Genomic DNA, 20,719 nt, shown 5'->3' with positions numbered 1-20,719 from the left:
TCAGTTTATGTGTTTAATTTATCTTGCGTCCGGTTCACCCCGTCGACGTGAACTTGTTCAGCAACTTAATTATACCTTTGAAATTTTGCGTCCAGAGGTAGAAGAACAGTGGCAAGAGGGGGAGACGCCTCAAGACTATGTTCAGCGTCTTGCACGAGATAAATCTTTAGCTGGTGTTGCGATAGCACCCGATAATCAGCCTGTTTTGGGCGCTGATACTATCGTTGTTCTCGCAGGTAAAATTTTAGAAAAACCGCAAGATAGCCAGCACGCAGAAGCGATGCTAAGTGCATTATCGGGAAGAACCCATCAAGTCATGACGGCGATTGCCTTATCCAGTCGTCAACAGACGATGCAGTCACTAATTGTGACAGATGTGACATTCCGCGAGTTATCTTTGCTCGAAATACAGGATTATATACAGTCAGGTGAGCCAATGGATAAGGCAGGCGCTTATGGAATACAAGGAATTGGTGGGCGTTTTATACGTAAAATTAATGGCAGCTATCATGGGGTTGTTGGTTTACCACTGGTTGAAACAGACGAGCTAATTCAGCGATTTTTAGCGTTAAGTGATGGTAAGGGGAAGTCATGACAGCGGAACTATTAGTGAACATTACACCATCTGAAACGCGCGTTGCTTATATTGATGGTGGGATATTACAAGAAATTCATGTTGAACGAGAAGCGAAAAGAGGGCTAGTAGGGAATATTTACAAAGGCCGTGTGAGCCGCGTCTTACCAGGAATGCAGGCGGCCTTTGTTGATATTGGTCTAGATAAAGCGGCTTTTTTGCACGCGTCTGATATTATGCCTCACACGGAATGTATTGCGGGTGATGAGCAGAAAAACTTTCATGTCAGGGATATTGCAGAGCTGGTTAAGCAAGGACAAGATTTAATCGTCCAAGTCGTTAAGGACCCTCTTGGTACTAAAGGCGCTCGCCTTACTACGGACATTACTCTTCCTTCTCGCTATTTGGTCTTTATGCCAGGGGCTTCCCATGTTGGCGTTTCACAACGTATTGAAAGTGAAGATGAAAGAGAACGCTTAAAAGCCTGTGTTTCACAGTATTGTGATGAAAATGGCGGTTTTATCATCCGTACGGCAGCAGAAGGGGTCGGGGAAGAGGAAGTTAAACAGGATGCTGCATTCTTAAAGCGCCTGTGGGCGAAAGTGATTGAGCGAAAAAAACGTAATGTGACTCGCACAAAAATTTATGGTGAATTAGCGCTTGCCTTCCGTATTATCCGTGATTTTGCAGGCGCTCATCTTGACCGCATTCGTGTTGATTCTCGTTTGACCTATACTCAATTACAAGAGTTTATCGAAGAGTATGTGCCAGAAATGACAGCTAAGCTCGAACTCTATCAGGGAAATCAGCCGATATTTGACTTGTTTGACGTTGAAAACGAAATTCAGCGAGCAATGGATCGAAAAGTGGAATTGAAATCAGGTGGTTACTTGATTATCGATCAAACTGAAGCCATGACGACTATTGATATCAATACAGGGGCATTTGTTGGGCATCGTAACCTTGAAGAAACCATCTTCAACACTAATATCGAAGCCACTCAAGCGATAGCAAGGCAGCTGCGTTTACGCAACTTAGGCGGTATTATTATTATTGATTTTATTGACATGGCTGACCCAGAACATCGTCGCCGTGTGCTAGCATCATTAGAGCAGGCATTGAGTAAAGATAAAGTCAAAACAACCATTAATGGTTTTTCGCAGCTAGGCTTAGTCGAAATGACGCGCAAGCGCACAAGAGAAAGCTTAGAACATGTGTTATGCGATGACTGCCCAACTTGCCAAGGACGTGGAACCGTTAAATCAGTCGAAACAGTATGTTATGAAATTTTACGTGAAATAGTTCGCGTGCACCGCACGATAGATGCCGATAGGTTCTTGGTTTATGCCTCTCAAGCGGTGGTAGATGTCCTTAAAGGGGATGAGTCACACGCCCTTGCAGAAGTTGAAATCTTTGTTGGGAAGCAAGTTAAAGTTCAGACTGAGCCTCTTTACAGTCAGGAACGTTTTGATGTCGTGATGATGTAATAAAGGAGATATGAGTGAGACGACTGCCACGTGTAGCACTGGTGACGACTGCGGTTATATTATTGCTGTGCGCATTAGTGTTGTCAGGGCTGCGTTTTCTTCTGCCAAATATCGATAATTATCGGCAAGACTTGGTCGATTACGTTGAAAAAAAGACCGATATGTCCGTGCAGCTTGGTAAAATCGAAGGGGCTTGGCAATCTTTTGGTCCTGCACTGACGTTATCTGATGTGGTTTTACAGAATCAAGCCATCGATGTCACAGCGAATACTATTAGGGTTGAATTAGATATTTGGAGCTCGTTATTTTCTCTACGCTGGCGTTTTCGTGACTTAACCTTTTACCAATTAAATGTGGATTATAAAATTCCTTTTAGCTTTGGAGACTCGTCGGAAGGCGGCTCTTTAGATGGGATTGAAGATCTATTTTTAAGGCAATTCGACCATTTCGTATTAAAAGAAAGCCAATTAACCTTTCTCACACCTTCTGAACAAAAAACAACGCTGATTTTACCTGAGCTTTCATGGCTTAATGACAATGAACGGCATCGTGCTCAAGGTTTTGTAAGCCTTGAAACCATTAATAAGCAGCATGGTTATCTGCAAGTAAAGCTTGATGTGTTAGATAAAAATGGCGTGTTAAGTGATGGGGTTTTTTATTTGCAAGCGGATAATATTGACATGCAGCCATGGCTTAGCCGCTGGCTGCGTGATAATACCTCATTGCGGGATGCCAATTTTAGTTTGTCTTCTTGGGTAACCCTGAAAAATAACCGGATTGATAGTGGCCTTATTCAACTACGGCAAGGTGAAGCTAACTGGGGAACGGGCGAATTAGCGCAAAACTTGCAAGTCAATGATTTGCTTTTGCGAATGAAAAGGCAGGGGAATGGGTGGTTATTTAACATTCCTGAGCTTGATACTTTGAAAACCAATGAGTTTATCTGGCCGCAAGGGAGCGTCTCTGTCTTGTATTTGCCTGCCAGCAAGAAATATCAGGATAATGACCATTGGCGCATCCGTGCAAAAGATATTGAACTTGAACGTTTAAGCGAAGTTTTACCCACATTTTCCTTTTTAACCCCTGAAATGGTACAGGATTGGCAACACCGCCAACCAACGGGTGTGGTGAGTGAATTTGCGCTTGATATCACGCCAAATCTGCCTGAAAACGTACAATTTAACATGGACTGGCAAAATGTTAGCTGGAAAAAATGGAAAGAATTACCTTCGGTTAACCATTTTTCGGGGGCTTTAATTGGTGGAATGCAAAGTGGTGGTGCCACAGTTCGCTTACAAGATAGTGAAGTGGATTATCGTGATGAATTTAAAGCCCCTTTTTTGATAAAAACGGCAACAGGTCAATTCCATTGGGTCAATAATGACAGTGAATTTAAATTGTGGAGCCCATCATTAGATGTACAAGCTCAGTCTCTTTGGGCAAATGGTGAGTTTCGTTACGCAAAAGCGAAAAAAGGAAATTATGCGGATCTCGCGATCCTCGCAGGAATTCGTTTAGATGATGCGGGGGATGCATGGCGTTATTTCCCCCAAAAATTAATGGGCCAAGATGTGGCAGATTACCTGACGAAAGCGATTATCGCAGGTAGTGTAGATAACGCGACTTTAGTCTATAAAGGTGATCCTGCTCATTTTCCTTATGATGACAATGATGGGCAATTCCAAGTTTACGTCCCTCTGCGTGATGCCACATTTGAATATGACAGCGAATGGCCTGCGTTATTGAACTTGGATATGGATTTAGACTTCAGGCGTGCAGGGCTATATATGCATGCACCAACTGTGAAATTGGCGGATGCCACCGCAACCAATCTTGATGCTAATATCCCGGATTACACTAAAGAAATGTTGTATATCAATGCGGATATCAGTGGGACAGGAAAACAAATCCAACAATATTTTGTGCATACCCCGATGAACCACTCAATTGGCGATACGCTTGAAGAGTTACAAATTGGGGGAACAGTTAATGGGCAGTTGGGATTATCTATTCCACTGGTAGCGGGTAAGGACGTTGTTGCCAAAGGGAAGGTCAATCTCAATAAAAATGATTTATACATTCAGCCGATTGATAGCACTATTTCCGCTTTAACGGGCAGTTTTGAGTTTAACAATGGCGATTTACGCGGTGAAAACCTGCGGGGCCATTGGTTTGAACAGCCGATAACTGTCGATTTCACCACCACAGACCAAGCAAAAAATTATTTAGTGGATGTGAATATTAACGGAAACTGGGCGGTGAATAAGTTGGCAATGTTGCCTACTGAAATTAAGCAAAAAGTGTCAGGAACCACTGACTGGAAAAGCCAAGTCGCCATTACCATTCCAAATACGGCAAAAGAGCCAGTAGGTTTACAAATAGACGTCACCGCAGGGCTAAAACAACTGAAAAGCCAGCTACCCGCTATTGATAGCGCTCTATTAGCCGAGCTTGGGCAAATCAATGTTCAGGCGAAAGGAACGACAGAGCAGTTGGTGGTTGGTGGTGATATTGGTAAGCGCATTGGTTTTAATACTCAATGGGGGCTGAGTGATAAGCCTTTAAGCTTATTAAAAGCCCATGTTGCCCAATGGCGTAATGGCATTCCTGAATTACCTAAAAGCTCGACTTTTGTCGTTAATTTGCCAGCTATTACCGATATGAACTGGGAGAAATTAGCAGGGCTGCTAGTGTCTTCCCATAGCCGAGAAGGCGGTATGAATATTCGCTTACCTGACATGCTCGAGGTCAATATTCCATCTATTTATCTCGTAGGGCAGCAATGGAATGCAGTCAACTTTTCCTATGATCTACAACGGGCTGAGCAACTGGTTCATATCAATAGTGAAAACCTGAAAGGTTCGTCACAAATATTTGCTTCACAGCCTTGGCAGGTTGCCATTGATTATTTGTATTACAATCCCAGTGCTTCCACGAGCGCCCAAATTAATGACCTTGCCACAACCCAATTTGATTTTAGCCAATGGCCGCAATTACAGTTGCACTGTAAAGAGTGTTGGGTTGCTGGGCAGAAACTGGGGGAGATTAGTGCGAATATCCAACCTAAAGGGTCATTATTGCAATTGACGGGCGGTACGCTAGATAACAGTGTCACGAAATTAAAGCTAGATGCTATTTGGGACAGCAAAAAAGGCAACAAAACACAAGTTGCAGGCTCATTAACGGGTGATGCTTTCGACGAAACAGCGGCCTATTTTGGTATATTAGTTCCTATTATCCAATCACCTTATACTATTGAATTTGATTTAGATTGGGCCGATTTGCCTTGGTCACCCGATATTGCCTCTTTAAATGGTAAAATGTCTGTGAAATTGGGTAAAGGTGCGATTGCCCAAATGGGCGGTGGCCGGGCAGGGCAAATATTGCGTTTAGTCAGCTTTGACGCCTTGTTACGTAAACTACGATTTGATTTTAGCGACACGTTTAGTAATGACTTCGATTTTGACTCGATTAAAGGTGATGCGACGATTAAAAATGGTGTGTTGGTTTCGAAAAATACCTATGTTGATGGCTTAGTTGCAGACATTTCATTTGATGGTCAAATTGACCTTGTTAAACGCCAAATTAACGTTGAAGCCGTCATCACACCAGAAATATCTGCTACAGTAGGAGTAGCAACCGCGTTTGTGGTAAATCCATTTGCTGGGGCTGCGGTATTTGCAGCAACGAAAGTGCTCGGTCCATTATGGAGTAAAGTTTCTGTTATTCGTTACCGAGTAACTGGTAGCTTGGACGAGCCAAAAATTGATGAGGTATTACGTCAACTTAAGGAGACTCAAGAGTAATGAAAAATGGCAACGTTGCACTTTTGCAGTTATGTAGCGGAAATAATACTAAACACAATTTGGCGCAAATAGAACAACAAATCAAACAGTTACCCGAAACTGTTGAGTTAGTACTGACACCTGAAAACGCACTGTTATTTGCGGATGCAGCAACGTATCGCAAACAAGCGGAAGAGCAAGGAAAAGGCCCTTTGCAAAATGCGATCAGCGAAATGGCCAAACGTTATCATGTTTGGATTTTAATTGGCTCAATGCCAATGGTTAGCCGTGAAGATCCTGAGCGTATTACAAGTAGCAGCTTATTATTTGATTCAGAAGGAAATATTAAAGCACGCTACGACAAAATTCACATGTTTGATGTCAATATCGAAGACGAGCAAGGCACTTATAACGAGTCTGTAATTTATCAACGCGGTGAACATATTACCGTCGTTGATACACCCGTTGGTCGCCTTGGCATGACAATTTGTTATGATTTACGTTTTCCTGGTTTATTCCAAGCATTACGTGAGCAAGGCGCAGAAATTATCTCTGTACCCGCTGCATTTACCCGTTATACCGGCCAAGCACATTGGGAGCCATTATTACGCGCTCGTGCGATAGAAAACCAATGCTATATTTTAGCGCCTGCTCAAGTCGGTGTGCATGGTACCCGTCGCACATGGGGGCACAGCCTTGCAGTTGATGGGTGGGGTAAAGTGATGAAAAAGAACGTCGATGCAGTCGCTTCTACGGTACTGAATATTAAAACAGACAGCTTAAGTGTCATGCGTGAGCAAATTAAAGTGGTAAAACACAACCGCTTTAGACCGCAATTGACATCATTGATTAAAAAAGAAACCAAAGAGTAACGAATATGAGTTTAGCTTCTGTCAGCGAACATTTGCTGGCCGCCAACCGCCTTGGGCAAGAAAATCTGTATGACATTTTAGGTTTGTTATCTGAGCGCCATCTGGATTATGCGGATCTGTTCTTTCAATCGAGCTTCCATGAATCGTGGGTGCTTGAAGATAGGATCATCAAAGATGGCTCTTACAATATCGACCAAGGTGTTGGTGTGAGAGCTGTCAGTGGTGAAAAAACTGGGTTTGCATACGCAGACCAAATTTCGCTACATGCGCTGACACAAAGTGCGACTGCTGCACGCAGTATTGTGAATGAGCAAGGTTCTGGTAAATCACAAATTCTAACTAACGTTGAATATAAAAAACTGTATTCAATGGCAGATCCACTGCAAAGCTTATCGCGGGAACAAAAAATTGATTTACTGCATCGTGTTGACCAAATTGCTCGCGCAGAAGACCCGCGTGTCATTGAGGTCAATGCCAGTTTAACCGGTGTTTATGAGCAAGTGTTAGTCGCTGCAACAGACGGCACCTTAGCGGCAGATATTCGCCCATTAGTGCGTTTATCGGTCAGCGTGCTGGTGGAACATGACGGCAAGCGCGAACGCGGTGCGAGTGGTGGCGGTGGCCGTTATGGCTACGAGTATTTCTTGGAAATTCATCAAGGGCAAGTGGTTGCTGAGCAATATGCACGTGAAGCGGTGCGTATGGCGCTGGTGAACTTGTCTGCAATTGCCGCTCCTGCTGGAATGATGCCAGTTGTGCTGGGCGCTGGTTGGCCGGGGGTTCTATTACATGAAGCGGTGGGCCATGGTTTAGAAGGTGACTTTAACCGTCGCGGCACCTCTGTTTTTTCAGGTCAAATAGGTGAACAAGTGGCATCACCACTGTGCACTGTGGTGGATGATGGCACGATAGCAGGCCGTCGAGGCTCCCTTGCCATTGATGACGAAGGGGTACCCGGGCAGTATAACGTCCTAATAGAAAATGGTATTTTACGTAATTATATTCAAGATAAACTGAATGCACGCCTGATGGGAGTTGCTCCAACAGGTAATGCACGCCGTGAATCTTATGCACACTTACCTATGCCGCGTATGACCAATACTTACATGTTAGCAGGGGCATCAACGCCAGAAGAAATCATCGCGAGTGTGGATAAAGGCATATATGCACCAAACTTTGGTGGTGGTCAGGTAGATATCACCTCAGGTAAATTTGTATTTTCGACATCAGAAGCTTACCTGATTGAAAAGGGTAAAATTACTTCTCCTGTGAAAGGGGCAACGTTAATCGGCTCTGGTGTTGAAGCTATGCAGCAGATTTCAATGGTCGGTAATGACCTAGCGCTAGATAAAGGCGTTGGTGTTTGTGGTAAAGAAGGCCAAAGTGTGCCTGTTGGTGTGGGGCAGCCTACATTAAAACTGGACAAACTGACCGTTGGTGGTACCGCTTAATTTTCACGGTTATGATATAAATTAGGCTTTGCTCGCCCTTGTGACAAACTCTTGGAGATGTTGTGACTAGGGCGTTTGTGTGTCTGCAAAGCACAAAACAACTGAGGTGTTATGAATAAACGTATTTTACCCGTCGTGTTGATGGCTATTTTGATTGTGATTAGCCTGTATTTTAATGGTGGAGATAAAACCCCATCTGAGCCACCGGTTAACCAAAGTAATCCACCTTCTCGTGAAGCGATAACGCCAAAAGAAACAGCACAACCGATTGATAAACTAACCGCACAAGATAATGTTGTTAGTTTTATGGAAAAATATCAAAAACTTCCCGCTTTTTATATGACAAAGAAGCAAGCCCGTGAAGCTGGATGGGATGCGAAAAAAGGCAATCTTTGCGATGTATTACCAGGAAGAGCGATTGGCGGCGACCGTTTTTCTAACCGTGAGAAAGGGTTACCCATTGCACAAGGGTGCCAGTGGTTTGAAGCTGACATTAATTATCGCTGTGGCCATCGTGGGGCAGACCGTTTGCTATACTCATCTGATGGGATGATTTTTGTGACGCATGACCATTATAAGAGCTTTACACAAGTCAACTAAAGGAAAATCGTGATGAGCAAACAGGTGAGCTTTGATTTCAGGCAGATAAACTCATTGAATGATTTTTATGACCAATTTGCTCGGCAATTTTCCCTTCCTGACTGGTTTGGTCGTAATCTTGATGCCCTGTGGGACATGGTTTCCGCAGGCATTGAGTTACCTGTAACTATCACGTTTTCACACATGACTGCGGAACAACGTATCCAATTCGCAGATGTTATTGATGTGATGAATGACGCACAAGATATGTGGGAAGAAGAGTTCATTTTTGCTTTAGATATAACAAAAAGCTCTAACTAATATTCCTATCACTCATGGTAAAGTCTAAATAAGATAACTGAGCTGATAGGGGTCTTTAGGATGAATAACGTTACCTGTACTGCATTTCCGCTAAAAGAAAAAAAATTCCTGATTGTTCACGGCTATACCGCATCCCCTGAAAAAAACTGGTTTCCATGGTTGAAATCAGAGCTCGAAGCTTTAGGCGCTTTTGTTAACGTGCCCACCATGCCTGACTCATTAGCCCCCAACCCTGAAAGATGGCAGCAGCGCTTACAACACTTGCCTTTTGATATTGATGAAAATACGGTTTTGATTGGCCATAGCTTAGGTTGCGTTACCGTATTACGATTTCTTCAAAATGCAGGGCAGCCGGTAGCGGGTTATGTATTGGTATCAGGGTTTGATGAAGAACAGCCTACATTGCCTGAATTACAGTACCACACAAGCGAACCATTGAATTATGATGCACTCATACAAGTGGCAAATAATCGAATATCGATTATATCAACCAATGATGAAATTGTGTCACCAGAGTCTTCGAAAGCATTGGCTAATGCCTTAAAAACACAGGTTATTATTGAAGGCTCAGCCGGTCATTTTCTTGATAGAGAAGGCTATACTGAGTTCAGAACACTACTTGATACGATCAAAACGCATTTTAGCTAGTTATGGTTGGTAAGAATACTAGGCACACTGGTTTTGAGTATTTCAATCAACTCTGGGTCCATATAGGGGTAATTATCAGGAATATCCAGAACATGAAGCGGTTTGTATTCCAAAAGGCGGGGGAAATCTGCTCTTAAGCGGTTTTTATGTTTTTGCTCCATCACAAAAATTACATCTGCCCAGCGGATTAAATCCGCATTAACAGGGCGCCTCGCATTGCGGCTCGTTCCCGCTGAACGGGTGACCCAACTTTCATGGTTGCGCCAGATCTGTTCAGCGGTTGGACTACGCCATTGGTTTTTACTGCAAATGAATAAAATATTCACGAGTTATTGTGTGTCTCTTCAAGGCTAATACGGGCAAGCTGTATATTACTCACTTGCGGGTATGCCATACCTAATTGGGCTGCACGGATCATCTTTTCGCTTCGACCGTACATCTGTTTCCAGTTTTTTTCAGGTGTATAGCAGTCAACTAGGCGTGAATTTAGTTGATCGCGGGATTTATTGATCCGAGCTTTGGCTCTGCGCCATGCTCTATTTCGGGTATTATCCATATCTTCCTCATTATTTATCGGGGTTCAGCAGCCGCGATAATACAGGTCAGAGTATGACTAACAATGGCATGATAGGTTGTTTCGGCAGCGCTATCAACACGCTGTTAGGTTTTTCAGATTATTGCTTAATTTACAAAGAAAAATCCCCTAGCCGCAGCATAGGGGATAATTCATTAAGCCATTTCAGAGAGATCTTTCAAGTATTGAAAGATTTGTCGATAGGCTTTTGGTGGTTTATTACCTTCACGCTCTTTTTTCGCATTACGGACTAATGCACGCAGTTGTTGCCTGTCTGTTTGTGGGAACAGGGCAACCACGTCTTCAATGACTTCATCACCGCCATCTAATAAACGGGTACGTAAGTCTTCCAGTTTATGTAAAATGACCACTTGCTGGTTGTGACGGTTTTTAAGCTTATCCAGAGCCTCTGTAATTGGCTCAACTTCACGTGAACGTAATAATTTACCGATCAGTTGCAATTGGCGACGACGGCCTTCACGTTTGATTTTTTGGGCAAGTTCAATGGCTTCAAGTAATTGAGTATCTAACGGGATGCGCTCTAACTCACTTTTACTTAAATCTACGAGCTCAGCCCCTAACTTTTTGAGGATCTCAGCATCGCGTTTAATTTCGCTTTTACTGACCCAAATGATTTCCTCGTCTTCTTCGTCTTGCGGCGCTGGGATATCATCCAGCCAGTCATCAGGCTGTTTGGCCATATCGATTTTCCTTTTTACCGAACACAGTGGTTTAATTACGCGTAATTAATATGATTTACTGTGTTGTGAGTGTTAACATTCATCTATTATATATTGTAACTGGGAAAACCCCTCTATGACTACCTAGCATTTGCTTGTTAGGGCAGAAAATCACGTTTCCCCCACATTATTGATTGGACTAAAGCATGAGTGTAACTGAACAAGTCACCGAACAACGTAAAAAACTCGAAGAAGCCGTCGCACACGCATTAGAATTTGCCAAAACACGTTGTGATGCCGCGGAAGTCGCAGTAAACAAAAGCACAGGGATTAGTGTGAGTACCCGCCAAGGGGAAGTCGAAAATGTTGAGTTTAACAGTGATGGCGCGCTAGGGATCACCGTTTATCATCAACAACGTAAAGGCAGTGCGTCTTCTACAGACTTAAGCCCTGAAGCCATTGAACGGACTGTTCAGGCGGCAATTGATATTGCTAACTACACCTCAGAAGACCCGTGTGCAGGGCCAGCAGACAAATCTTTGCTGGCTTTTGAAGCACCAGACCTCAACCTGTTCCAAGCGAGCGAGCTTTCTCCTGAAGAAGCGATCCGCTTAGCGTCGATTGCGGAAATGTCAGCTTTAAATGCAGACTCACGCATTGTAAACACGGAAGGTGGAAGTTTTAACGGCCACTATGGGGTTCGCGTATTTGGTAACTCCCATGGCATGTTGCAAAGTTACTGTTCTAGCCGTTATTCAATGTCGAGCTGTGTGATTGCTGAGCAAAATGGTGAAATGGAGCGTGATTACGCTTATACGATTGGCCGTAGCTTAGGGGCATTACAGTCGCCTGAGTGGGTTGGGCAGGAGTGTGCTCGCCGTACTTTATCTCGTTTATCGCCACGTAAATTACCGACAATGAAAGCCCCTGTTATTTTTGCAGCAGAAGTGGCAACCGGTCTATTTGGTCATTTAGTCGGCGCCATTAGTGGTAGCAGTATTTATCGTAAATCCTCTTTTTTATTGGATAGCTTAGGAAAGCAAATTTTACCAAGCTGGCTAACTATCAATGAGCAACCTCATTTAATGGGTGGGTTGGCGTCATCTCCTTTTGATAGCGAAGGCGTCCGTACCAGTGAACGCAATATTGTTGAAAATGGTGTTTTGCAAACGTGGTTGATGACCAGTTATTCCGCAAGAAAGTTAGGTCTGCAAAGTACGGGTCACGCGGGTGGCATCCATAACTGGCGTATTGCAGGGCAAGGCCTTTCTTTCGATGCATTGCTGAAACAAATGGGAACAGGGCTAATCGTTACTGAATTAATGGGCCAAGGGGTTAGTGGTATTACGGGGGATTACTCTCGTGGGGCTTCAGGTTTTTGGGTCGAAAACGGTGAAATTCAATACCCTGTGAGTGAAATTACCATTGCTGGGAACCTAAAAGATATGTGGGCGAATATGGTCACTATCGCTGATGATATTGAAACTCGTAGCAATATTCAGTGTGGTTCGGTATTGATCCCTGAAATGAGTATTGCGGGAGAATAGTTTTCTACTTTGCTCATTTTAAAGCAACAAAAAAGGCACTCAATTGAGTGCCTGAATATGTTAGAGGACTTACCAGAGTTTTTTAAATAAAACTTTTTTCGCTAAGCCTTCCTTAATTCAGCCGTTGTCGAGATTAACGGTGAAACTCACCAGCCGCTTCTGGCTGATAAACAATTTCAAGTACGCGAACACGTGTTTGAACGCCGTTTGGCAGTTCCCAGCTGATTTCATCGTTGACATGCAAGCCTAATAAGGCCGCACCAATCGGTGCCATAACAGACAGCTGCTCTGCGCTATCTTTCAGTGACGCCGGGTAAACTAAGGTACGTGTGCGCTCTTCGTTGCTGATTAAATCCAAAAAGCGAACGGTACTGTTCATCGTGACCACATCAGCAGGCATTTCTTGTGGGGTCAGAATATCCGCACGGTCAAGTTCATCATTGAGCGCATCGGCAACCGGTGTGCCCGCATAAGCCGGCTGTTCCATCAGTGCATCTAAACGTTCAGCATCTAAATCATTGATAATAATTGTTGGCTTTGTCATACCACACTCCAATAGAGACATACAAAGCAAACACCCCCCACCCATAAGGTAGGGGGTGTCGCTAGAAATAAGTTTGTTTAAAATATTAGGCGCTATACGCTTTAAAGGGAAGAGATCATGATCACGATCTCTAAGCCTACCTTTGTAAAAAATACAGATTGATATTTTTATCGTTAGGTTTGAATTGACTACTCTTCGTCAAACCCACTTTCGAACAGGTTAATAATTGCGGATAATGCCTGATTTTCATCTGGGCCGCTAACCTCAATATCAATATTACTGCCTTGTTCTGAGTCTAACATCAACATCGCAATAACGCTATCGGCCTCAGCCTCAATTTGATTATTATTACGCAAAATAACTCTTGAGTTAAATTGTTTAACTAAATCATAGAGTAACATAGCAGGCCTTGCATGCATTCCAAGCCGATTTTTGAGCGTTATTGTGGCTTTTACGGTCATTGCTGTTACTTGCGTTTTTCCAACGTTCTGTGGCGTGACTGCACATTTTTACCACGAGAGCGGAAATAGTCGGCAAGTTGTTCAGCGACATACACTGAACGGTGCTTACCCCCGGTACAGCCAATTGCGACAGTCAAGTAGCTACGGTTATTGGTTTCTAACATCGGTAACCATAATTCTAAATAACTACGGGTTTGGTAAATGAAGTTATGGACTTCAGTATGCCTATCTAAGAATGCAGCCACGGGTCTATCAAGGCCTGTCATTGGACGCAATTTCGGATCCCAGTGCGGATTGGGCAAAAAGCGCACATCGAATACATAATCCGCATCAATAGGAATACCATGTTTGAAGCCAAAAGATTCAAACACCATTGTCAGTTCACGCTCACGTTTGCCCATCAAACGTGTTCTTAGCATCTCAGCTAATTCATGAACGGACATTTCAGAAGTATCGATAACTAAATCAGCCCGAGAGCGTAAAGGCTCAAGTAGCTCATTTTCTTCATCTATTGCGCTTTCAAGCGAAAGATTTTTACTTGAAAGCGGGTGTAGTCGACGGGTATCACTGTAACGGCGAATAAGCGTGTTACGATCGGCATCTAGAAACAATAATTGAGGAGAGAAGGTTGAAGGTAATTTATCAATCGCTTCTTCGAAAATCTCTGGATTGTCGGGCATATTACGCACGTCGATGCTTACCGCTGCTGAAATATTACGATCAGCCAGTGAATTCGCTAACTCCGGTAGTAATACAACCGGTAGGTTATCTACGCAATAGAAACCCATATCTTCCAGCGCACGTAAGGCAACGGATTTCCCCGAACCGGAACGGCCGCTGACTATCATCAGCACCATGAGCTTGCTCCCTTTTGTTTCCTAATAATGTGCTTCTTGAAAAGCAGTATTTGCCAAATAATATTACTTAGAAACCATAACAATATCATTTGCATATGGCAAGATACATAATTTATCACTTACTCTGTAATTATGCGGTATAGCTCTTCATCACTTTGTGCACTGCGTAGGCGTTTACAGAGCGTTTTATCGGCTAATTTTTTGGCGATAAGCGACAATGTATGCAAGTGCGTTTTACATTGGTCTGATGGCACAAGTAACGCGAACAACAAGTCAACAGGCTGATTATCAATTGCATCAAACGCAATCGGCTCCTCTAAATGCAAAAAGACACCGACAGCACGGCTACTTTCACCTTCGTTCAGCTTTCCATGAGGAATGGCAATACCACCACCAATACCTGTTGTGCCAACTTTTTCTCTGGTTAATAACGCTTCAAATACCGTATTTTCAGGTAATTCCAATTCAACGGCAGCCAGCTCACTAATAATTTCTAAAGCTCTTTTTTTACTGGTGCACACAATATTATTACGTGTACAGGCTGATGATAAAACAACGTTTAACTGGATTTCTATATCACTATTCATTTTATTGTTCACTTAGGACTACAAAACCAGATGGTGTATCCCACCATCTGGTTTGAAACATTATCCGGCTCATTAATAAGCCGTATCAATGTATTAATGTTGTCTCAGTTTTTCTTTATGTTTGGTTAATTGGCGCGACAGTTTGTCTACGAGTATATCTATAGCGGCGTACATATCGTTTTCTTCCGCTGATGCGTGGAGATCCGCTCCATTGACTTGCACAGTTGCTTCCGCAATTTGCTGAACTTTTTCAACTTTCAAGACAACTTGGATATTATTAATACGATCAAATAATTGTTCCAATTTTTTGAGTTTTTTCTCAACAGTCTCGCGCAATGCAGGAGTAACTTCAATATTGTGTCCAGTAATCTGAAATTCCATACAATCTTCCTTATTTTATCAATTAAACCAGTTGTTTACGCTGGTTAGAGGGCGGAATGGATAACGATTCTCGATACTTAGCAACAGTTCTGCGAGCGACTTGAATGCCTTGTTCAGCCAGCATACTCGTCAATTTACTGTCACTCAATGGTTTTGCTGGGTTTTCAGCAGCAACCAGTTTTTTCACCAATGCTCGAATTGCGGTTGAGGAGGCTTCGCCACCTGTGTCCGTATTAACATGGCTGGAGAAAAAATATTTCAACTCAAAAATGCCTCGTGGGCTATGGAGAAACTTTTGAGTTGTCACTCGTGAGATAGTTGATTCATGCATGTCCACTTGATAGGCGATATCGGCCAGTATCATCGGTTTCATGTACTCCTCTCCCAGCTCAAAGAATTCTTGTTGCTGTTCTACAATACAAGTCGCGACTTTTAATAGTGTCTCGTGGCGGCTCTCAAGGCTTTTAATCAACCATTTTGCATCTTGCAGATGACTACGAATATATTGGGAGTCATCTTCACTCGCTGAATTATTCAGCATCGAAGCATAATGGTTATTAATGCTTAGCTTAGGGATGCTATCTGTATTTAACTCAACTTGCCAGTGCCCTGCGATTTTTTTCACTAAAACATCAGGAATGACGTATTCCGATTCCCCAGTATTGATAGATTGGCCAGGTTTTGGATTCAACGTTAAAATCAGGTCTATCGCGGTTTTGAGCGCATCTTCTTTTAAGCGAGTTAATTTACCTAACTGGCGAAAATCACGGTTAGCCAGTAAATCAATATGGTTACTAATAATGAGCTTCGCATCTTGTAGCCCATCAGTTTCTTTAGGGTAGAGTGACAATTGAATTAATAAACACTCTTTTAAGTCTTGTGCTGCGACACCCAGTGGGTCGAAATGCTGAATACGTTTAAGGACAGCAATGACTTCCTCAATACTAATCTCTGGGTTATCAATCCCTTCATGTATATCAGAAACTGCTGTTGTCAGGTAACCGGAATCATCTATTGAATCAATAATAGCGGTGGCTATTGCCCTGTCCGTATCAGTAAAAGGGGTCAGCTCAGCTTGCCACGTCAGGTAATCTTGCAATGTTTGCGTTGTTTCACCTTGGTAAACAGGGAGTTCATCAAAATTATAATCATTACTGGTCCCTGACGGTGTTCCTGCCGTATATATTTCATCCCAATTAGTATCTAAAGGGAGTTCATCTGGCATATCATGGTTTTCGAGCGCGTCTTTGGTATCGAGCTCACTGGTATCGGAATTTTCATTTAGGGAGTCAATAGATTCAGACTCGGAATTTAACTCTTCTTGTTCAAGAAGTGGGTTGGTTTCCAAGGCGAGTTGAATTTCTTGCTGAAGCTCAAGTGTAGACAGCTGCAACAAGCGAATGGCTTGCTGCAATTGAGGGGTCATTGCAAGTTGTTGACTGACTCTAAGCTGCAAGCTTTGCTTCATGAATCTGTTTTATTCTCCCTAAAAAATGACGATACGCTAATTTATAACCGGAAACCTTCACCCAAGTATACACGTTTCACTTGTTCGTTCTCTAAGATCATGGTTGGTGACCCATGAGCAATTAAGTGTCCTTGGCTGACAATATAGGCTCTTTCACATACATCTAAGGTTTCACGCACGTTATGGTCGGTGATTAATACACCGAGGCCGTAATCCCTTAAGTGCTGAATGATTTTTTTGATATCTAAGACGGAAATAGGGTCAACACCCGCAAAAGGTTCGTCTAATAAAATAAATTTTGGGTTAGCTGCAAGTGCTCGAGCTATTTCAACACGGCGGCGTTCCCCACCGGATAGCGATTGCCCCATGCTGTCCCGAAGATGGGTAATACTAAATTCTTCCATCAGCTCTTCAGCACGCTCTTTACGTTGCTGAGAGTTCAAATCTTCGCGAATTTCTAACACAGCCATTAGGTTATCATAAACACTGAGGCGACGGAAAATGGAGGCTTCTTGAGGAAGATAGCCAATTCCACGGCGTGCACGTTCATGCAACGGTAGAAGGCTGATATCTTCACCATCAATCATAATTTTGCCAGCATCCCGCTGAACAATACCCACAACCATATAAAAGGTCGTTGTTTTACCGGCCCCGTTTGGTCCCAACAAGCCAACGATTTCACCTGATTTAACTTCCAGGCTGACATCTTCAACGACTTTACGTTTTTTATAGGCTTTAGCTAGATTCTCAGCGGTTAGTATCGCCATAACAGTTATTTACTCTTACTTTCTGATGAATTTTTATTCGCTGCAGGGCCTTTTTCTTGCAATTGGGCTGGCAGTATTACGGTAGTGACGCGTTTGCCTTTATCACTAAATGCTTCCATTTGTTGCGTTGGCACGATATAGGTAATTTTGTCACCCTGAATATTGCTGTCTAATTGCTCAAGATAAGCATTGCCTGTTAATGTGACGAGTTGTTTATCAACCTCATAACGGGCTTTACTGGCATGGCCTTTAATTGGCTTGCCATCATCCTGCAACTGGTAAAAGGTAACTGGGGTCCCGAAGGCCTCAATCACAATTTTATCTGAGTCACTACTTGGGCGTGTAACAACCACTTTATTGGCTCTGATATCAATAGAGCCTTGTTTAATAACAACATCATCTGTAAAAGTGGTGACGTTTTTTTCTAAATCAAGAGATTGTTTGACCGAATTAATCGTCATTGGCTGCTGCGTATCACTTTTTAATGCCATCGCAGGTAGGCTAAGAGCCAAAATTGCACTGGCAACAGCTCCTTGAATAAAACGTTTCTTAGTTACTTGATTCATTTTAATGCTCTTCTGGTTGTAACACATAATGAGTTTTTACATCTTCGATTAATTCAGCCGTTCTTGTACGAAGGTTTCCCTTCATTTTCATACCAGTAGAATTGAGACCTTGTCCAACAATGGTCACTTTATCATCAGATGAAACGTCTTGTGTTGTCAAATTGACAACTGCACTCTCAGTTGTAATTCGTTGGATCTGCGAGTCTTTAGTTAAGCTATCAACTTGAACATCGCTATATAAATAGAGAATTCTATCGTTCGTTAACCTTGCTTTGAAAGCCTTAACTGTCCAGGTAGGCTCACCGGCTTCGTTATAAGTGGTTAGAACAGGTTTCGAAAACCACGTGATTTTCCCTTCAGTGTAGTTATCTATTTTATCTGAAACGAGTTTATACGCTAAATTACCCGTTGGATTATAGACAAAAGTCACTGAATCATCAGTTTGATAATTAGGTTGCCCATCATTAATTACTTTATCCTCTGCGCTGTCGGAATCATTACCCGCTAAATTCCAACCGATAAGTCCTAATACCACTAAGGATAAAATAATAATTAACCACTTCTTCGCATTGCTCATGAATTCAATCTATTCGTTATATTGATAAACCTTTTGCTTCTTCTAGTTTGTCTTGAGAAAGCAAAATAAGGTCACAAAGTTCGCGGACTGCACCTTTTCCCCCGCCAATACGAGTCACGTAATCCGCTTTCGGTAATAGCAAAGGGTGGGCATCAGCGACGGCGACGGATAAGCCTACTTTAGCCATAACAGGCCAGTCAATCAGGTCGTCCCCAATATAAGCTATTTCTTCATCTGATAATTGTAGTGTATCTAACAGTTCGTGATACGCCAAAAGCTTATCGCTTTGGCCTTGGTAAAGATATGTAATGCCTAATGTTTGGGCTCTATCTTCAAGAAGCTTCGCTTTTCTTCCTGTAATGATGGCGACTTCAATACCGGACGTTAATAAGCAACGTATCCCATAGCCGTCACGGACATTAAAGGCCTTGAGTTCTTCGCCATTATTTCCCATATAGACCAAGCCATCGGACATGACACCATCAACATCGCAGATCAGTAATTTGATTTTTTCTGCTTTGATTAAAACAGTATCGGCAACAGGGCCATAGCAGGTTTCCAAAAAGGTAGACGTCATAGTATTTCCTTCTGTTATACAACACCTGCTTGTAGCAGATCGTGCATATGTAGCACACCAACTAATTTGTTATCATTTGCGACTAATAATGAAGTCACGTGTCGAGACTGCATTAAATTGAGCGCTTCAACCGCTAACATGGTTGGCGATACTCGAATTCCACCGGGGGTCATTAAATCAGCAATTTTAGCGTTATTCAGGTCGATACCCATATCAAAAATACGGCGTAAATCCCCATCAGTGAAAATACCTTCAATATTCATGTCATCATCACAAATGACTGTCATACCCAGTTTTTTGCGGGTAATTTCCACTAAAGCCTCACGTAAAGACGCGCTTTTAGGAATATGGGGGATATCATCACCCGTATTCATTAAATCACGAACGAGGAGTAAAAGTTTGCGCCCAAGTGCGCCACCCGGATGCGAAAGCGCAAAATCATTAGCCGTGAAACCGCGCGCAGTTAATAAGGCAATCGCTAATGCATCTCCCATCACGAGTGTTGCTGTTGTACTCGTGGTAGGTGCAAGCCCTAAAGGGCAGGCTTCTTGAGGCACTTTGATGCACAAATGCACATCTGCATATTTTCCCATATTACTTTCAGGGTTGTTAGTCATACAGATTAAAGGCACTTTAATTCTTTTTAAAACAGGGAGTAAAGCTAAAATTTCCCCTGACTCCCCAGAATTTGAAATGGCTAACACAACATCTTTATGCGTAATCATCCCAAGGTCGCCGTGGCTAGCTTCCCCTGGATGAACAAAAAATGACGGCGTACCTGTGCTCGCTAGTGTGGCAGCAATTTTACGCCCAATATGCCCCGATTTCCCCATTCCCATTACGACGACTTTGCCTTCACAGTTAAAAATAAGCTGGCAAGCGCGGTCAAAATCAGTATTGATATATTGTTCTAGGTTTTTTAAACCTTCATGTTCGATATGGAGAACTTCTTTACCTACTTTCTGAAAATCGAAGTTTGACATTTCTAGTTCCATGCGTAGCTTTTAAGTTAATCGGATTAGCGAAATCAAATTGTATAACGAATACTTGGTATCAGTAAGTATTTTGTCAGTTAAGCACTTTTTAATGTTAGTTTTAGACTTAATAAGTATTTTTTGGCACTTCGATGTAGAATTTAATACGTATAAGATGGTTTTATTAGCATCTTGAACCAAAAAAAGATAGGCAAATTCGCGTATCCTCAGTTAGGTAAATCATAGCATTCTAAGAGCTATCTGCTGTTAATAGCGAAAGCTTTTGCTGACTATAAAGAAATTATATTGTTTTTTCTCTGTTTCCTTTAGGTAAAAACAAAGTTGTAATACTAAAAGTCATATTTTCGACGCTATAATACTATAAATTCTATTTTGTTGTGATATTTGACGATTTTCAGTTTATCTTTCGGTAACATCTGAA

General features: G+C 42.5%; 23 protein-coding genes. 9 read left to right on the top strand and 14 right to left on the bottom strand.

The window, feature by feature from the left end:
* Positions 1-7 precede the first annotated feature (7 nt).
* From PSF67_RS01200 to PSF67_RS01165, 8 genes are all read left to right on the top strand, one after another.
* The gene (locus PSF67_RS01200; protein ID WP_102137947.1) at positions 8-595 is read left to right on the top strand and encodes a Maf family protein; all 588 of its coding nucleotides are present in this window, start codon (positions 8-10) and stop codon (positions 593-595) included.
* A complete protein-coding gene (rng, locus tag PSF67_RS01195; RefSeq protein WP_102137946.1) occupies positions 592-2,061 on the top strand; it encodes a ribonuclease G in 1,470 nt (489 codons plus the stop codon). The genes PSF67_RS01200 and rng overlap by 4 nt, the downstream gene beginning before the upstream one ends.
* Positions 2,062-2,075: 14 nt before the next feature.
* Positions 2,076-5,867 (top strand): AsmA2 domain-containing protein YhdP, encoded by a 3,792-nt coding sequence (gene yhdP / locus PSF67_RS01190; RefSeq protein WP_272676409.1) that lies wholly within the window; start codon positions 2,076-2,078, stop codon positions 5,865-5,867.
* Complete coding sequence (gene nit1, locus PSF67_RS01185; protein ID WP_166264311.1) at positions 5,867-6,718, top strand: deaminated glutathione amidase; 852 nt, start codon at positions 5,867-5,869, stop codon at positions 6,716-6,718. Before yhdP ends, nit1 begins: the two co-directional genes overlap by 1 nt.
* Before the next feature lie 5 nt (positions 6,719-6,723).
* Positions 6,724-8,169: a metalloprotease TldD gene (tldD, locus tag PSF67_RS01180; protein ID WP_102137943.1), complete on the top strand. Its 1,446-nt coding sequence runs from the start codon at positions 6,724-6,726 to the stop codon at positions 8,167-8,169.
* A gap of 111 nt (positions 8,170-8,280) precedes the next feature.
* On the top strand, positions 8,281-8,769 hold the full coding sequence (locus tag PSF67_RS01175) for a ribonuclease domain-containing protein (RefSeq protein WP_272676408.1): 489 nt from the start codon (positions 8,281-8,283) through the stop codon (positions 8,767-8,769).
* A gap of 12 nt (positions 8,770-8,781) precedes the next feature.
* Positions 8,782-9,069, top strand: coding sequence for a barstar family protein (locus PSF67_RS01170; RefSeq protein WP_102137941.1), 288 nt, complete (start codon positions 8,782-8,784; stop codon positions 9,067-9,069).
* A 60-nt stretch (positions 9,070-9,129) separates the two neighbouring features.
* Positions 9,130-9,717 (top strand): RBBP9/YdeN family alpha/beta hydrolase, encoded by a 588-nt coding sequence (locus PSF67_RS01165; protein WP_272676407.1) that lies wholly within the window; start codon positions 9,130-9,132, stop codon positions 9,715-9,717.
* Here the strand turns inward: PSF67_RS01165 and PSF67_RS01160 are convergent.
* The 3 genes from PSF67_RS01160 to yjgA all read right to left on the bottom strand — a co-directional run bounded on the left by PSF67_RS01160 (position 9,714) and on the right by yjgA (position 10,992).
* On the bottom strand, positions 9,714-10,043 hold the full coding sequence (locus PSF67_RS01160; protein ID WP_195697722.1) for a low molecular weight protein tyrosine phosphatase family protein: 330 nt from the start codon (positions 10,041-10,043) through the stop codon (positions 9,714-9,716). The two genes, PSF67_RS01165 and PSF67_RS01160, sit on opposite strands and share 4 nt — an antisense overlap.
* Positions 10,040-10,273, bottom strand: a complete 234-nt coding sequence (locus PSF67_RS01155) for a hypothetical protein (RefSeq protein ID WP_102137938.1) — start codon at positions 10,271-10,273, stop codon at positions 10,040-10,042. The genes PSF67_RS01160 and PSF67_RS01155 overlap by 4 nt, the downstream gene beginning before the upstream one ends.
* A 173-nt stretch (positions 10,274-10,446) precedes the next feature.
* The gene (gene yjgA / locus PSF67_RS01150; RefSeq protein ID WP_004258329.1) at positions 10,447-10,992 is read right to left on the bottom strand and encodes a ribosome biogenesis factor YjgA; all 546 of its coding nucleotides are present in this window, start codon (positions 10,990-10,992) and stop codon (positions 10,447-10,449) included.
* A 185-nt stretch (positions 10,993-11,177) separates the two neighbouring features.
* Here yjgA and pmbA point away from each other — a divergent pair, with 185 nt between their 5' ends.
* Positions 11,178-12,518, top strand: coding sequence for a metalloprotease PmbA (gene pmbA / locus PSF67_RS01145; protein WP_210848206.1), 1,341 nt, complete (start codon positions 11,178-11,180; stop codon positions 12,516-12,518).
* 133 nt (positions 12,519-12,651) lie between these two features.
* Here the strand turns inward: pmbA and rnk are convergent, their stop codons facing one another.
* The 11 genes from rnk to kdsD all read right to left on the bottom strand — a co-directional run bounded on the left by rnk (position 12,652) and on the right by kdsD (position 20,286).
* Complete coding sequence (gene rnk, locus PSF67_RS01140; protein ID WP_102137936.1) at positions 12,652-13,062, bottom strand: nucleoside diphosphate kinase regulator; 411 nt, start codon at positions 13,060-13,062, stop codon at positions 12,652-12,654.
* A 188-nt stretch (positions 13,063-13,250) separates the two neighbouring features.
* Positions 13,251-13,523, bottom strand: coding sequence for a PTS phosphocarrier protein NPr (gene npr, locus PSF67_RS01135; protein WP_102137935.1), 273 nt, complete (start codon positions 13,521-13,523; stop codon positions 13,251-13,253).
* A gap of 5 nt (positions 13,524-13,528) precedes the next feature.
* Positions 13,529-14,380 (bottom strand): RNase adapter RapZ, encoded by an 852-nt coding sequence (gene rapZ / locus PSF67_RS01130; RefSeq protein ID WP_004258318.1) that lies wholly within the window; start codon positions 14,378-14,380, stop codon positions 13,529-13,531.
* Between the two features lie 119 nt (positions 14,381-14,499).
* On the bottom strand, positions 14,500-14,967 hold the full coding sequence (gene ptsN / locus PSF67_RS01125; protein WP_102137934.1) for a PTS IIA-like nitrogen regulatory protein PtsN: 468 nt from the start codon (positions 14,965-14,967) through the stop codon (positions 14,500-14,502).
* A gap of 93 nt (positions 14,968-15,060) precedes the next feature.
* A complete protein-coding gene (gene hpf / locus PSF67_RS01120) occupies positions 15,061-15,348 on the bottom strand; it encodes a ribosome hibernation promoting factor (protein ID WP_102137933.1) in 288 nt (95 codons plus the stop codon).
* A 22-nt stretch (positions 15,349-15,370) separates the two neighbouring features.
* Positions 15,371-16,816, bottom strand: a complete 1,446-nt coding sequence (gene rpoN / locus PSF67_RS01115) for an RNA polymerase factor sigma-54 (protein ID WP_102137932.1) — start codon at positions 16,814-16,816, stop codon at positions 15,371-15,373.
* 41 nt (positions 16,817-16,857) lie between these two features.
* Positions 16,858-17,583, bottom strand: coding sequence for an LPS export ABC transporter ATP-binding protein (gene lptB / locus PSF67_RS01110; RefSeq protein WP_231067970.1), 726 nt, complete (start codon positions 17,581-17,583; stop codon positions 16,858-16,860).
* Positions 17,584-17,588: 5 nt separating this feature from the next.
* Positions 17,589-18,149 (bottom strand): lipopolysaccharide ABC transporter substrate-binding protein LptA, encoded by a 561-nt coding sequence (gene lptA, locus PSF67_RS01105; protein WP_102137930.1) that lies wholly within the window; start codon positions 18,147-18,149, stop codon positions 17,589-17,591.
* Position 18,150: 1 nt separating this feature from the next.
* Entirely contained in the window at positions 18,151-18,726 is a 576-nt protein-coding gene (gene lptC / locus PSF67_RS01100) for an LPS export ABC transporter periplasmic protein LptC (RefSeq protein WP_102137929.1), read from the bottom strand.
* Between the two features lie 16 nt (positions 18,727-18,742).
* On the bottom strand, positions 18,743-19,303 hold the full coding sequence (gene kdsC / locus PSF67_RS01095) for a 3-deoxy-manno-octulosonate-8-phosphatase KdsC (RefSeq protein WP_102137928.1): 561 nt from the start codon (positions 19,301-19,303) through the stop codon (positions 18,743-18,745).
* 14 nt (positions 19,304-19,317) lie between these two features.
* Positions 19,318-20,286: an arabinose-5-phosphate isomerase KdsD gene (gene kdsD, locus PSF67_RS01090; protein WP_166264319.1), complete on the bottom strand. Its 969-nt coding sequence runs from the start codon at positions 20,284-20,286 to the stop codon at positions 19,318-19,320.
* Positions 20,287-20,719: the final 433 nt, after the last annotated feature.

The sequence above is a fragment of the Providencia sp. PROV076 genome (assembly GCF_028483405.1).
GTDB lineage: Bacteria > Pseudomonadota > Gammaproteobacteria > Enterobacterales > Enterobacteriaceae > Providencia > Providencia huaxiensis.
Note: the sequence above shows the minus strand (reverse complement) of the source record. Positions and strands in the feature narration are given on the sequence as shown.

Coding starts and splice junctions, on each gene's coding strand:
- npr (WP_102137935.1), bottom strand. CDS start 13,523: ATGACCGTAAAAGCCACAATAACGCTCAAAAATCGGCTTGGAATGCAT.
- lptB (WP_231067970.1), bottom strand. CDS start 17,583: ATGGCGATACTAACCGCTGAGAATCTAGCTAAAGCCTATAAAAAACGT.
- PSF67_RS01155 (WP_102137938.1), bottom strand. CDS start 10,273: ATGGATAATACCCGAAATAGAGCATGGCGCAGAGCCAAAGCTCGGATC.
- PSF67_RS01165 (WP_272676407.1), top strand. CDS start 9,130: ATGAATAACGTTACCTGTACTGCATTTCCGCTAAAAGAAAAAAAATTC.
- kdsD (WP_166264319.1), bottom strand. CDS start 20,286: ATGTCAAACTTCGATTTTCAGAAAGTAGGTAAAGAAGTTCTCCATATC.
- lptC (WP_102137929.1), bottom strand. CDS start 18,726: ATGAGCAATGCGAAGAAGTGGTTAATTATTATTTTATCCTTAGTGGTA.
- pmbA (WP_210848206.1), top strand. CDS start 11,178: ATGAGTGTAACTGAACAAGTCACCGAACAACGTAAAAAACTCGAAGAA.
- PSF67_RS01175 (WP_272676408.1), top strand. CDS start 8,281: ATGAATAAACGTATTTTACCCGTCGTGTTGATGGCTATTTTGATTGTG.
- ptsN (WP_102137934.1), bottom strand. CDS start 14,967: ATGAATAGTGATATAGAAATCCAGTTAAACGTTGTTTTATCATCAGCC.
- rpoN (WP_102137932.1), bottom strand. CDS start 16,816: ATGAAGCAAAGCTTGCAGCTTAGAGTCAGTCAACAACTTGCAATGACC.
- rapZ (WP_004258318.1), bottom strand. CDS start 14,380: ATGGTGCTGATGATAGTCAGCGGCCGTTCCGGTTCGGGGAAATCCGTT.
- rnk (WP_102137936.1), bottom strand. CDS start 13,062: ATGACAAAGCCAACAATTATTATCAATGATTTAGATGCTGAACGTTTA.
- rng (WP_102137946.1), top strand. CDS start 592: ATGACAGCGGAACTATTAGTGAACATTACACCATCTGAAACGCGCGTT.
- tldD (WP_102137943.1), top strand. CDS start 6,724: ATGAGTTTAGCTTCTGTCAGCGAACATTTGCTGGCCGCCAACCGCCTT.
- PSF67_RS01170 (WP_102137941.1), top strand. CDS start 8,782: ATGAGCAAACAGGTGAGCTTTGATTTCAGGCAGATAAACTCATTGAAT.
- lptA (WP_102137930.1), bottom strand. CDS start 18,149: ATGAATCAAGTAACTAAGAAACGTTTTATTCAAGGAGCTGTTGCCAGT.
- yjgA (WP_004258329.1), bottom strand. CDS start 10,992: ATGGCCAAACAGCCTGATGACTGGCTGGATGATATCCCAGCGCCGCAA.
- hpf (WP_102137933.1), bottom strand. CDS start 15,348: ATGGAATTTCAGATTACTGGACACAATATTGAAGTTACTCCTGCATTG.
- nit1 (WP_166264311.1), top strand. CDS start 5,867: ATGAAAAATGGCAACGTTGCACTTTTGCAGTTATGTAGCGGAAATAAT.
- PSF67_RS01200 (WP_102137947.1), top strand. CDS start 8: ATGTGTTTAATTTATCTTGCGTCCGGTTCACCCCGTCGACGTGAACTT.
- kdsC (WP_102137928.1), bottom strand. CDS start 19,303: ATGACGTCTACCTTTTTGGAAACCTGCTATGGCCCTGTTGCCGATACT.